Annotated in this window: 12 protein-coding genes; 5 read left to right on the forward strand and 7 right to left on the reverse strand. The window is 70.1% G+C overall.

The genetic code is table 11. The features are described from left to right. Nucleotides 1-1,117, reverse strand: a 1,117-nt coding sequence (locus G4D87_RS22270; RefSeq protein ID WP_205507681.1) for a serine/threonine protein kinase, incomplete at its 3' end; no start/stop codon positions are given. Between the two features lie 318 nt (nucleotides 1,118-1,435). Between G4D87_RS22270 and G4D87_RS22275 the strand changes: the two genes are divergently transcribed. The 3 genes from G4D87_RS22275 to G4D87_RS22285 are packed head-to-tail and all read left to right on the forward strand — an operon-like array spanning nucleotide 1,436 to nucleotide 4,415. Beyond that, on the forward strand, nucleotides 1,436-3,331 hold the full coding sequence (locus G4D87_RS22275; protein ID WP_163784140.1) for a ribonuclease R family protein: 1,896 nt from the start codon (nucleotides 1,436-1,438) through the stop codon (nucleotides 3,329-3,331). A gap of 28 nt (nucleotides 3,332-3,359) precedes the next feature. Next, nucleotides 3,360-3,986, forward strand: a complete 627-nt coding sequence (locus G4D87_RS22280; protein WP_163784142.1) for a hypothetical protein — start codon at nucleotides 3,360-3,362, stop codon at nucleotides 3,984-3,986. Nucleotides 3,987-3,995: 9 nt separating this feature from the next. After that, complete coding sequence (locus G4D87_RS22285; RefSeq protein ID WP_163784144.1) at nucleotides 3,996-4,415, forward strand: hypothetical protein; 420 nt, start codon at nucleotides 3,996-3,998, stop codon at nucleotides 4,413-4,415. A 9-nt stretch (nucleotides 4,416-4,424) separates the two neighbouring features. Here the strand turns inward: G4D87_RS22285 and G4D87_RS22290 are convergent, their stop codons facing one another. Beyond that, on the reverse strand, nucleotides 4,425-5,153 hold the full coding sequence (locus G4D87_RS22290; RefSeq protein ID WP_240358496.1) for a hypothetical protein: 729 nt from the start codon (nucleotides 5,151-5,153) through the stop codon (nucleotides 4,425-4,427). Nucleotides 5,154-5,262: 109 nt separating this feature from the next. After that, the gene (locus tag G4D87_RS22295; RefSeq protein ID WP_163784148.1) at nucleotides 5,263-5,757 is read right to left on the reverse strand and encodes a YkgJ family cysteine cluster protein; all 495 of its coding nucleotides are present in this window, start codon (nucleotides 5,755-5,757) and stop codon (nucleotides 5,263-5,265) included. A gap of 314 nt (nucleotides 5,758-6,071) precedes the next feature. On the opposite strand from G4D87_RS22295, the gene G4D87_RS22300 reads away from it, so the two are divergent. Then, the gene (locus tag G4D87_RS22300; protein ID WP_205507682.1) at nucleotides 6,072-8,111 is read left to right on the forward strand and encodes a PilZ domain-containing protein; all 2,040 of its coding nucleotides are present in this window, start codon (nucleotides 6,072-6,074) and stop codon (nucleotides 8,109-8,111) included. A gap of 16 nt (nucleotides 8,112-8,127) precedes the next feature. Here G4D87_RS22300 and G4D87_RS22305 read toward each other — a convergent pair whose 3' ends face one another. Continuing rightward, nucleotides 8,128-9,087 carry an NYN domain-containing protein gene (locus G4D87_RS22305; RefSeq protein WP_163784152.1) on the reverse strand — a complete coding sequence of 320 codons (960 nt, stop codon included), beginning with the start codon at nucleotides 9,085-9,087 and terminating at the stop codon, nucleotides 8,128-8,130. Nucleotides 9,088-9,369: 282 nt separating this feature from the next. Between G4D87_RS22305 and G4D87_RS22310 the strand changes: the two genes are divergently transcribed. Beyond that, nucleotides 9,370-9,864 (forward strand): hypothetical protein, encoded by a 495-nt coding sequence (locus G4D87_RS22310; protein ID WP_163784154.1) that lies wholly within the window; start codon nucleotides 9,370-9,372, stop codon nucleotides 9,862-9,864. A gap of 7 nt (nucleotides 9,865-9,871) precedes the next feature. Here G4D87_RS22310 and G4D87_RS22315 read toward each other — a convergent pair whose 3' ends face one another. The 3 genes from G4D87_RS22315 to G4D87_RS22325 form a co-directional block, all read right to left on the reverse strand. Further along, complete coding sequence (locus G4D87_RS22315; protein WP_163784156.1) at nucleotides 9,872-10,642, reverse strand: HAD family hydrolase; 771 nt, start codon at nucleotides 10,640-10,642, stop codon at nucleotides 9,872-9,874. A gap of 58 nt (nucleotides 10,643-10,700) precedes the next feature. After that, on the reverse strand, nucleotides 10,701-11,711 hold the full coding sequence (locus G4D87_RS22320) for an ABC transporter substrate-binding protein (RefSeq protein WP_163784158.1): 1,011 nt from the start codon (nucleotides 11,709-11,711) through the stop codon (nucleotides 10,701-10,703). Nucleotides 11,712-11,791: 80 nt separating this feature from the next. Beyond that, complete coding sequence (locus G4D87_RS22325; RefSeq protein ID WP_163784161.1) at nucleotides 11,792-12,553, reverse strand: ABC transporter permease; 762 nt, start codon at nucleotides 12,551-12,553, stop codon at nucleotides 11,792-11,794. Between the last annotated feature and the right edge of the window lie 62 nt (nucleotides 12,554-12,615).

The following is a 12,615-nucleotide window of genomic DNA, read 5'->3' on the forward strand; positions in this document are numbered from 1 at the left end:
GCGCGGCGCCGCGAGGCGCTCCCGGAGCCCGAGGTGACGGCGGCAAGGTGACGCCGCCGGTGGGCAGCTCGGAGGGCTCGGCCCCCATGGCCATCACCTTGGCCAGGTTCACCACGCCGGTGGTGTCCCCCGTGTCGTTCTGCCCGCTCATCAGGAGCTGCCGCGTCTGGTCGCGCCGGTCGGAGAAGAGGCGCAGCATCAGCTCGCTGCTCTGCTCGGGGTGCCAGATGAGCGGACCCACGGCGCGCTCGATGGCGCGGGCGAACTCCAGCGTGGAGGCGTACCGGTCCTCGCGGCGCCTGGACAGCGCGCGCATGACGATGGCGTCCAGCTCTGGCGGCACGTGCTTGTTGGTGCGCGAGGGCGGCGTCACCTCGCAGCGCAGCACGGCGTTCATCATCGCCTCGGCCTGCTTGGCGTAGAACAGCCGCATGCCGGTGAGACACTCGTGCAGCACCACGCCGAGGCTGAACAAGTCACTGCGCGCATCCAGCGGCTCGCCCAATATCTGCTCGGGCGACATGTAGCCGCTGGTGCCCTTCACCATGCCCACGGCGGTGCGGCTGGCGCGGGCCATGCTCTTGGCGATGCCGAAGTCGAGCAGCTTGGTGACGCCCTCGTACGTCACCATGATGTTCTTCTCCGCCACGTCCCGGTGGATGACGGGGGAGGGGCGGCCCAGCGGATCCGTGAAGGTGTGCGCGTAGTGCAGCGCCACGGCGGTGTCCCGCACCGCCATCAGGCTGTAGCCCATGGGGATGGGGGTGTTGGCCTGCCGGCACGCGCGAGCCACCTCCACCAGCGTGGCGCCCGGGACGAACTCCATGGAGAGGAAGAGCTCTCCGTCCGCGATGTCCAGGTCGTACACCTGGGCGATGTGCGGGTGGTTGAACGCGGCCGTCACCTTGGCCTCGTCCAGGAACATCCGGACGAACTCCTCCTCGCCGCGGATGTCGGGGAGAATCTGCTTCAGCACCACCAGCTTGTGGAAACCCGCCAGGCCACGCTGGGACGCGAGGAAAATCTCCGCCATCCCGCCCGTCGACAGGCGGCAGAGCACCTCGTACTTGCCCAGCGAGCGCGCTTCCGGCGCGAGCGGCAGCGTGTTCCCACTCATCGAATGGCGTCGAATGTACACCGTGAGCCGGATGGACGCGAAAGCCCCGTCCCCCACGGGTTTGTTACCGGACCTGGCGACTTCCCGGGTAGGACGGAATTGAAGCCGGATTCAGGTGGGGAATCGTGGGCGCGCCCGGCCAGGGTGTCAGGGACGCGAGGCCGGCTGCGTCCACGTCCGGCAGTTCGCCACTTCCTGGCGATGGCGCTCCCGGTGAGACGCAGGCCCTCCATGGGCCGTGTCCCGGGGGCCGACACTTTCCCGCGCGAGCCCTGCTTTCCCAGGATGGGAGTGGGTTAAACACGCGCTCAAGGTTCCATGGATACTTCTGTTTCGCCCCGCTCCGTCACCGGCCGTCTCGACGTCCACCCTCGAGGCTTCGGCTTCCTCACCGTCCAGACGCCCGGCTCGCCCGAGGTGTTGTCGGCCTTCGTCCCGCCGCCCGACCTCAACCCGTACTTCGCTGGGGACGTCGTCACGGCCACGGTGACGGCGGGCGCGGATGGGCGCTGGTCGGCCAGCCAGCTGTCGTTGGTGGAGCGGCCCCGCACGCAGGTCTACGGAGAGGTGGTGCTGCGCAAGGGCGCGCCCCTGCTCCGGGTGGACCGCGAGGTGGCCAACGCGGACTGGGTGCTGGACCCCGCGGGTGCGCAGGTGCAGGCCGGTGACGCGGTGGTGGCGCGCATCGACGAGGGCAAGGTGGTGCTGCTCTACCGGGTGGAAGCGGGGGAGGACCGCTCCCTGGAGCGCGTCATCGCCCGGCACGGGCTGCGCAAGGACTTCTCCGAGGAGGCCGTGGAGGAAGCGCGGGGCGCGCGCGCGGTGCCGCACGCGGTGGGCGCGCGGCGGGACTTGCGGGACGTGCCCACGGTGACGGTGGATGCGCCGTCCACGCGGGACATCGACGACGCGATTTCGGTGCTGCCGGCGGGGCCGGACGGGGCGCTGCGGCTCCTGGTGTCCATCGCGGACGTGGGTGAGTACGTGAAGCAGGGCACGGCGCTGGACGCCGAGGCGCGCGAGCGGGCCACCAGCGTGTACCTGGCGGGGCGCGTGCTGCCGATGTTGCCGGAGGCGCTGTCCTCGCACTGGCTGAGCCTGGTGCAGGGCGAGGAGCGGCTGTGCCTCACGGTGGAGCTGCGCATCGACCCGCAGGGCCGGGTGACGGCGGCGGACGTGTACGAGAGCGTCATCCGCTCGTGGGCGCGGCTGAACTACGACGAGGTGGCCGCCTTCCTGGACCGGGGTGAGGTGTCGGCGCCCATGGAGCCGGTGCGGGAGGTGATGCCGTGGTTCCGGCTGGCGGCGGCGCGGCTGGCGGTGGCGCGGGCGGCGCGAGGCGGCATGGAGTTCGCGCGGGACGAGGCGCGCTTCACGTTCGACCAGGCGACGGGCGAGCTGTCCGGGCTGGTGAGTGAGAAGCCGACGTCCGCGCACGCGATGATTGAGCGCTTCATGGTGGCGGCGAACGAGGCCATCGCCGGGTGGATGCTGGCGCGCGGCCTGCCGGGGGTGTACCGCGTGCACGAGCAGCCGGACCCGCTGCGGGTGGCGGACCTGAATGCCTTCGCGGAGACGTCCGGCTTCGCGGCGGGCTTCGGGCGGGAGCTGACGCCGCTCGCGCTGGCGGCGTTCGACCGGCAGATTGCGGGCGCGGTGGCGGAGCCGGCGTTGCGTTCGGTGCTGAGGCGCTCCCTGGGCCCGTCGCGCTACACGGTGAAGCCGGGGCCGCACTTCGGCCTGGCGGCGCCGCTGTATTTGCACTTCACGTCACCGATTCGAAGGTATGCGGACCTGGCGGTGCACCGGACGTTGAAGGGGTACCTGCAGGGGCGCCGGGACTTCGTGGACGAGGACCCGGGAATGGAGGCGCTCGCGGTGCACATCAACGCGAAGGCGCGCGCGTCGACGCGGGCGGAGAACGACCGGCACCGTGAGTTGGAGGCGCGGTGGATGGCGGGGCACGTGGGGAAGCAGTTCCCAGCGCGTGTGACGCGGGTGCGGCCCTTCGGCCTGGTGGCGCAACTGGACGGCATGTTGGTGGAAGGCGTGGTGCCCACGGATGCACTGTCCGGCGGCCCCTTCCGGCCGGACGCGCGCGAGCTGTCCCTGGTGGGCAAGGAGCGGACCTTCACCGTGGGCATGCCGGTGACGGTGAAGGTGACGTCCACCGACGAGCAGCTCGGACGCATCGAGCTGGCGCTGGCCAGGTAGCCGGCGCGGGTGTGGGAGGGACGCCAGGATGAGCCTTCGTTGGGCCAGGGTTGCCCTGTTGCTGACGGCCTGCAGCGGGGCGGGCTATCGGTACGCTGGAAGGGACGTCTACTTCGGGCCTGATGGTGGTCAGGTCTGGGTTCGAGGCCCATGGCCCGCCATCCAACCCTCCAGGAACGTGGATGACGTCATCGACCAGCTCTGTCCCATCATCATGGAGATGGATGGAGCGCGAGAGAAGGAATACGGCCAGGAGTACTGCGGCGTCCTCTACTCGCTCGGGGACGGCGTCTTCTACGCGAGCTATCCCTCTCCCATCGGTGAGATGCAGCGAATCGGTCCCAACAAGCGCAAGTCGTGTACGTCACCCCGCTATGTACGGGATGAGCGTGGCCGTGCAGTCGGCATCGCGGACTACCACAGCCATCCCTGGGCACCGTCGCCACTGACACCGGAAGACAGGTGGGAGAAGAACCAGCGATGGCTCATCCGAATCCAGTTCGACACGGACTGTCATGTGATGAAGCTGGTTCCCCATGCGAATGAGCCTCAGCCCGGTGAGGTCTATCTTCGTAAGGGAAGGACCTGGGAACTCATTGGCATCATCAAGCCGGAGCACAAGCCACTCGGCATCGTCACGGATGTGGGCGACTAGGAGCGGGTCATGAAGTGTCGAGCCCTGTTGCTGACGGTGGTGATGCTCCCCGGTTGTGCTCTCTTCCAGCGGCCCTTTCGCCCGGAGCATGCCTCCAAGGAAGAGGCGGCGAAGCTGCCTTACCCATTGTGGCTCCCATCGGAAGGCCGCGTGCAGGTGCCGGCGAACCTGGCCGCTGCCATCGAACTCGCGATGGACGACATGCTTCCTCGGGATGTGAAGCCGCCTCGGGGCGCTACGCCGGATGACGTGTGCCTCCATCGCCGCGACTCCTACGATGTCGAGGCGGCTCCACTGAACGATGAAGTCGTGCTCGTCCGATTCCTGGTGAAGGAAGGCGCATGTCGCAGCGAAGGCGCCACCGCGACTGAAGCAGCCACCTACGCCGTGGACGTGCGGGGCTGGCGCATTCTCGCCGTCCAGCGGTAGCGCCTGCCCTCAACCCGCGAGTGGCAGGCCGTCCGTCTTCTCCGTCAAATCCTTCGCGGTGGCCCACCCGAGCAGCCCCGTGGAGGACTTCACCAGGTAGAGGTAGCCCTCACCCTTGCGGCCCGAGCGCGCGGCGGCGAGGACCTGAATCCTCGAGCCCTGGGCCAGCATGGCCACGGCGTTCTTGTCCGTGCGGCTGCGCGTCAGCGGGAACGACTGCTTCACCGTGGCCTCGACGCCCACGGCGTACAAATCTTGCGGCACCTCGGACACCTTGCCCGTCTTCGCGTCCAACACGTACTTGTCGCGCCGGTTCCAGAAGCCCTGCCATGAGTCGGACAGGATGATGCCGTTGCCCTTGGCCTCGGTGAGCGCGGGCACGGTGCCCAGCAGCTTCAGCGCCTTGCCGTCGAAGCCGTAGAGGTACGAGCGCTGGTCGTAGTCCGTCTGCCCGGTGCGCACCATGAGCTCCTTGCGCTTGTCCCGGCTGTCCAGGTCCACGATGAACACGCCCGCGGGTTCATTGTCGTCACCGGGGCCTCGGATTGTGGCGCTGCCCGCCTTGAGGACGAACTCGTTCTTCGGCGCGTCGAACTGGAGGGACACCGCTTCGGGCGTGCCGTCTCCATTCAAATCCACCGACGCGGACTTCACGGGGGCCGTGTCATCCGCGATGGCCAGCGGCGCCGTCAGCAGGGAGCACGTCATCACCGCCAGCACGGACGCGTTCGTCTTCATCGAGGTCCTCGGTGTCACGCGGCGCCGTGGAAGCACGGCCCGGATTCTCGCGCGCGCATCGTAGCCACACCGGTGTGCGAGGCGGCTGGGATTCACCGCGTCGCCGCGCTCAACCCCGCCGTCCGAAGCGCCCCCGGAAGTGTGTATCCAGATAGGCCTCCGCATGCTCGTAGGTGGCCAGGTCCGTCGCGGACAGCGGGCCTCCGTGCTCGGGCAGGTTCGCGCGCCGGGCCCGCTGCAGCACCGAGCGCGGCGCCTCCTCCGAAGCAGGCGCCAGCGTGCGCGCCACGGCGGCCACTCGCGCATGGGCCTCGTCCACCACCGCGAGCGCTTCGTCCAACGAGACTTCCTGCTCCGCCAGCGCGGAGAACAACTGACAGTGATACCGCCTGCAGCTCGCCGGACGGTCCGCGTAGATGGTGCACGTGCGCCCATCCAGGGCCGAGCAGTGCTGCATCAAGGCCGGACTTCCATCCGTGCGTGAGCCCACCGGCAGCCCCCGCCGCTGGAGCGCCAGGGCTTCCTCCGGCTGGAGTGACACGTGTGTGAAGAGCGTCCCGTCACAGCACATGCCGCAACGAAGGCAGAGGGTGTTGAGCGGCATGGTCCTCCCCCTAACCCGTTGACGATGCCGGTTCCATCTCAGCGAGCGGGCGTGCGAGCCCTCGCTCCTTGGGCATCCATGCCACATCGTCTCACCCACAAAGCCTGGGTGTGTGTGGACCCGATGGGAGGCGAGCGCACATCCTGCTCAGAGTGAAACGGCGCTCCGCGCGACACTTGAAAAATCAGACATCCAGACCTGTCCTGGAGAGCAGCTTACGCATGGCTCGTTCGTGCTCACGCTTCGGATGAGAATTCTCAAGTCTCGCACCTGTGAAGCCGTACAATCGATCTCCTTCAGACAACGGAGCTGTCATGCAGGCGGACACGCTGGAAGGGTTGAGCGGCCGGGCGTCGATGCTCGGTTACCGGATGGGGACGGAGCTGACGGCGGTGGCGTCGTTCGGAAACCTCCAGGCGCCGTGCCGGCTGGTGCAGCTGTCGTTGGAGCACCTGACGCTGAACCTGGGCACGCAGGCGGCGCCGAAGCCGGGTGACACCGCCTCCGTGGTGCTGGGCCATGGCGAGCGCTGGGCCACCGCGCTGGACGTGGAGGTCATGGACGTGCGCGGCGCGCCGGAGGTGAGCCTGCGCTTCCTGGCGCCGCCCCTGGACGCGGGCCGCCGCATCGTCTCCGTGCTGGAGGCCCTGCGTGACAACGGCCTGCTGCTCCCGCCGGAGACGCGGCCGGTGTGGAAGGAGCGCATCGAGCACCCCGACCGCGTGCGGCGCATCTGCGACGCGCTGGTGGGCCGGCGGGCGCGCGGCATGGCGCGGGCCGCGGATGGGCGCAAGGTGCCGGTGACGGCCGCGTACTTCGACTCGCATGAAGGCCGCATGGGCTGGCGCTTCGAGGGTGAAATCCCCGCGTGGCCCTTCACCCTGGAGGCCTTCGGCTACAGCAGCGTGGTGCACCTGGAGGTGAGCGAGGCGCGCGAGGAAGCCGGCCTGGTGCTGATGCCGCTGCCCCGGGAGCTCGTGCGCTACCGCCACCGCTGGCTGCGGCGCGCGCCGCCGAGCCGTGCCTGCATGCTGTCCTTCGACCATCCCCTGTGGCCGCAGGTGCACGTGCGGCGTCAGGTGTTGGACCTGTCCTATGAGGGCCTCGCCTTCCTGACGGAGCCCGGCGAGGACCTGCTGTACCCGGGCCTGCGTCAGCCGGTGCTGGAGGTCGTGACGGAAGGAATGGCGCCAGTGCGGCTGCGCGCCGAGGTGCGCAACATCTCCAGCACCGCCGCGGGCCGCCGGTGTGGCATGTCCGTGCGCCCCCTGGACGCGGCGGGCGCGCAGGCCTGGCGCGCGCTGGTGGAGGCGCAGATGCACCCGGCCACCCAGGTGGAGGGTGACTGGGGTGATGCCACCTGGAAGCTCTTCGACGGCTCGGGCTACTTCCGGCTGCCGGGCAAGTCTCCGGAGGACTTCGAGGACGCGCACCCCCGCTTCGACGCCACGCTGGCGCGGCTGGAGGGCCGGACGCGGCTGGGCTACCGGGTGGTGCACCCGGAGGGCCAGTCCGTGGGCGCCACGCTGTCGGTGGTGAAGCCGTACGAAGGCAGCTGGATGGCGCACCAGCTGGCGCGTCAGCCGGTGAAGGGCAGCCGCACGTCGGCGCGCGAGGCGCTGCGCGACATCTACCTGCGCGGCTACGAGCCCACGCAGGTGGACCCGGAGGTGAAGTGGTTCTTCGCCTTCTGCGAGGCGCGCGTGCGCTGGGTGCGCTTCACCAAGTTCGACTTCGCCACCTGGTACGAGCACACGGGCCAGACGTGCCTGGTGCCCTTCCAGTTGATGGAGGCGGAGGTGGACGGGGCCTGGGAAATCCCCGCGGGCATCGAGGTGGGCACGCCCACCGAGGCCGAGCGCGCCGCCTTCTTCGAGCAGGTGGAGCGCACGCGCCCGCTGGCCTACCGCGAGGCGCTGGACCTGGTGCCGGAGCGCTTCGACCTCAAGCGCGCCAAGGAGCGCTGGGGCGAGGCGGGCCTGGGCCGCGAGCGCGAGCTGGTGGTGGCGCGGCATGAGGGCCGCCCCGTCGTCCTGGCGGTGCTGGAGACGGCGCAGCCGGGCCTCAACCTCTTCAACGTGCTGGACGGCGTGCGGCTGGTGCCGCTGGTGGACGACGCGACGAAGGAGGCCCAGGACGCCATGGTGGCGCTGCTGGCCCACGCGGCGGACTGGTACCGCGCGCGCGAGCGCAAGGTGTTCATCCACTACGTGGAAGCGGCCTGCGTGGAGTACGTGGAGCGCGCGTCGCTGGCGGACCTGGGCGAAGGCAAGCTGTGGGTCATCTCCGCCAGCCTGCTGCCCGAGTTCCTCGAGCACCTCTTCGAGGCCACCACGCCCCCAGCGGGGGCGTAGTCGCGGGGACGGGGGCTCAGCCCTCGTCTTCGTCCGGGTCCGGGTAGGACTCCAACTCGTCGTCTTCCTCGGCGGCGTGCGCGGGGCCGCGCTTCTTGCTCTTGGTGTCGCCGCTGCCGACGTCGAAGTCCGCCGCCACCACGTACCACTGGCGGCCCTGCTGGATGCGGCGCAGCAGCCCTTGCTGCTCCAGCGCGGCCAGCAGCCGGGCGAAGGTGGAGAAGCCGTGCTCGCGCTCGTCGAAGTCGGGCTCCTTGCGGACGATGGCCTCCTTGATGAGGGACGGGTTCACCGGCCCGGTGGCGCGCGCCAGCATGCTCTGCACCACCTCGCGGGCGATGTCCGGCACCTCCGTCTTCGGCTGGGACTTGCCGCCACCCTGCGGCGTCTTCTCCTTGTCGCCCCGGCCCTTCTCGTCACGCCCGTGACGGCCGCGCTTGCCGTGGCCCGACTCCTCGGCGGACACGCTCTGCCGGCCCTTCTCCTTGTCCCCCTTGTCGGAGCGTGACTGGCGCGGGCGCAGGTAGATGAACTCGTCGCAGGCCTTCACGAAGAGCGGCGACGTGGACTCCTTCACCGCGAGCCCGATGACGGTGCGCCCGTTCTCACGCAGCTTGTAGGCCAGCGGGCAGAAGTCGCTGTCCCCGGAGCCGATGACGAAGGTGTCGATGCTCTCGCGCGCGTAGCACAGCTCCAGCGCGTCGATGACCAGGCGCATGTCCGCGCCGTTCTTCCCGGCGCGCGTGGAGGGCGGCACGTCGAGCAGCTCCACGCCGAACTCGTGCAGGCGGATTTTCGCCTCGGCGAAGCGGGACCAGTCGCAGTAGGCACGTCGGTAGACGACCTTGCCCTTCTCCAGCAGCCGGTCGAGCGAGGGCTGCAGGTCGAAGCTCGCGGAGCTGATGCCCGTGTTGGTGACGAGGTTCTCGAAATCGATGAAGAGGGCGATGCGATGCTCTTCGTTGCGACCGTTCACGTGCAGCCTCTGCGTGTTGCCGCCACGCGGGCGGCGGGAAAAGGGTCCTGGCAGGATGGCGCACCCTAGCCCTTTCCCGCGCGGTTGGGGTGTCCGCCTGTCTGGAGTCAACAGTCCGCTCCCCGTTTTAGCCACCGCGAAGGACCCCGCCGTGGGCCCGGAGCGCCGCATGGCGCACGGCCCTGGGTGCGATGGAACGGCCCGCTCTCAGGGCTGCGGCCTCGAGTCAGGTCCTAGCTTGTCGGCAACGGGGGGCTCACGGCCCCTCCAGGAGGAGGACCCATGAAACGAATGCATGCTGGGAACTGGCGAGTCGCCACCGTGGCGGCGCTGATGGTACCGCTGGCCGCGCTGGCCCATGAACCCGTCAGCCCCGCGGATGGGATCTCTGGCGGTGGCAATGAACCTGGCGGCCAGGAGGGGCTCGACCGGAGCTTCACCAACTTCGGCGCGACGATGTCCATCGACCGCTCCGGCAGCGGCAGCCAGCGGCTCCTCGATGTCGGGCCCCAGGCCAGCGGCGTGGGCGTGCCCATCCGCGAGGTGACGCCGGACCAGGACGAGATGAAGCGCTTGTCCGGCAAGGTGCTGAAGCTCAACGGGCAGATGCTCTACCTGGAGACGGAGCCCGGCGCCGTGGTGCCCCTGGACCTGAGCGCGCTGCGCATCCGCAAGCAGCCGCAAGCCGGCCAGCGCGTGGTGGCCGTCTACCAGGTGGAGAACACCACGGAGAACGTGGCGCTGGCGCTCGCCGGCGAGGTGCAGCCGAAGGACTGACGCTGCTTCAGTCCTCCGGGTGGAGCTGGACGAGCGAGGGCAGCTCGGCTGCCCTCGCCCGCAGGCGCGGCTTGGGCCGGATGGCCACCGGCACCCGCGAGGCCGCCAGCAGCTCCAGGTCGAACACGTTGTCTCCGAAGGCCGCATAGAGCGGCTGGGACGTGCGCGAGCGCAGGCAGAGCACCTTGCCGGCCGCGTAGGGAATGGGCTCGACGATGCCGGCCAGCACCGTCCCGTCCTCCGTGCGCGGCGTGCAGGCCAGCACCTTCAAGGGGCCCAGCCCCACTTCATGCACGGCCGCCTCCACGACGGCGAGCGGCGAGGCGCTGACCACGTAGCAGGGGATGCCCTGGCCGTGGGCCCACTCGACGACGCGGCGGCTCTCCGGGTGGATGCGCTGCTTCACCTCGCGCCGGGCCACCACGTCCTTCGCGAAGGCGCGCACCGCGTCCACGCGCCAGCCGGCGAAGAGCCACGCCGCCATCTCGTAGATGTCCTTCTCCGGAATCCGCCCCGCCTCGAAGGCGGCGAAGAGCTGGTGTGCCAGCTCGCGCGCGGGCAGGCCCTCCTCGAAGCCATGCGCGGCGGCCAGCCGCTCCAGCGCGGCCCGCGCTTCCGGGCGGATGTCGCCGTGCTCCAGCAGGGCCAGGAACAGGTCGTCTCCCACGTCCCCGCTCCACAGCGTGCCATCGCCGTCGAAGGCCAGCACCCCACCGGGGGCGCGCTCGGCCTCCAGTTGGATGCGCTCCAGCGTCTCCTCCACACGCTCCATCTTCATGGGCGCGCATCCTCCCCCGGCCTTGGGCCCGCGTCACCCCGGCTGTGTTCCATCATCATCACTTCGCGGCGTCCGCGCGCGCCGCGTCCAGCAGGCTCAGGTCCACCAGCCCGTCGATGTTGGCGTCGGTGATGAAGCCCAGCGTCTTCGCGTGCTCGGCCGCGGTGGCGAGCGCCCGCGGCACCGGGTCCAGGCTGGGCTCCAGCCGGGAGAAGGCCTGTTGGAGGATGCCGGGGGGCAGGGGCTTGCGCGTGAGGCGGCCGTAGGCGGAGTTGGCCGCGGTGGCGAAGCCGGCGGGGTCCTCCCGCCAGCGCTCGGTGAGTCGCAGGTGCGCGCGCAGCAGGGCGACCACGCGCGGGCGCTGCGTCTCCAGCACCTGGCGCGTCGTCACCAGCACCGTGGTGGGGAAGCGCCCGCCCGGCCACAAGTCTCTCTCATTCACCAGGATGCGGCCCTTGCCCTCGGCCACCAGGCGCGCGCCCCAGGGCTCCGGCACCCAGGCGCCTTCAATGCCGCCGCGCAGGAACTGGCCCAGGATGTCCGGGTTGCTCAGCGGGAAGAGCTGCACGTCCCCGGTGCCGTCCAGGCGCGTCGTCAGCCCCTGCTGCTTCAGCCAGTAGCGCAGGGCGATGTCCTGCGAGTTGCCCAGCTGCGGTGACGCCAGCTTCTTGCCCTTGAGCTCCGCGGGCGTCTTCACCGTGCGCACCACCAGCACCGCGCCGTTGTTCACCGCGCCGGCGATGATGCGCAGCTCGCGCCCGGCCTTGAGGAACGTGTTGATGGCCGGACCGCTGCCCACGTAGGACACGTCCAGCGAACCGGCCACCAGCGCCTCCATGGCGGCGGGGCCCGCGTTGAACTGCATCACCTCCAGGCGGCCCACGCCTGGCTGCGAGGCGAAGGCGCCCTCCGCGTTGCCCACCAGCGCCTGGGCGTGGGTGATGTTGGGGAAGAAGCCCAGGCGCAGCGGCGCGTCCGGTCCGCGCGCGGCGGACTCGCGCTTGCAGCCCGCGCCGAGCACCACCAGTCCAGCGACCACCACGGGCAACAGGGTGCGGAAGACACGCATGGCCGCTGAAGGTGTGACGCGGCGGCGGGATTTCAACGCCCACCGGGACCTGGCGTCAGGCGCCGCACGTCCGTGGCGCCTCACGTCGTCGCCGTCAGCCCCCACCGCCGCCTCAACCGCACCTCCACCGTCTGGAAGAGGACACGGTCCACCGTGGTGCCGATGATGACGATGGCCACCATGACGGCCATGACCTGAGGTACGTCCATCAGCTCGCGGCCCACCGTGAGCAACTGCCCCAGGCCGCCGGAGACGAAGAGCAGCTCACCGGCCAGCAGCGCGCGCCAGGCGAAGCTCCACCCCAGCTTCAGGCCGGTGACGATGCCGGGCAGGGCCGCGGGCAGCAGCACGCCGAACTGGAAGCGCAGGCCCCGCACGCCCAGGGTGCTGGCCACGCGGGTGAGCTGTGGGTCCACGCCGTTGACGCTGTCCTCGGTGGCGATGGCGATGCCCAGCACGCTGCCCATGACGACGACGAAGAGGATGGCGCCGTCCGTCAGCCCGAACCACAGCAGCGCCAGCGGCAGCCAGCAGATGGACGGCAGGGCCTGGAGCCCCATCACCACCGGCTTCACGGCGTTGCGGAAGAAGGGGACGCGGGAAATCAACATGCCCAGGGGGACGCCCAGGGCCACGGACATCAGGTAGGCGCGCAAGAGCCGCCCCAGGGAGCGTCCCGCCGCGCCCACCAGGCGCCCGTCGGCGACCATGGCCACCAGGCTCTGCGCCACCGTCAGGGGCCGGGGCAGCAGGTGGGGAGACCAGACACCCATCCGTGCCACCAGCTCCCAGAGGCCCACCAGCAACGCGACCACCAGCAGCTTCTGGGCATGGTGTTTCATGACGCACCTCTAGGAGCCGGGAAGCACCTGCGGACGGAGCACGGGCTGGGCGGGGGCCCGGG

The sequence above is a fragment of the Myxococcus vastator genome (assembly GCF_010894475.1).
Lineage (GTDB): Bacteria > Myxococcota > Myxococcia > Myxococcales > Myxococcaceae > Myxococcus > Myxococcus vastator.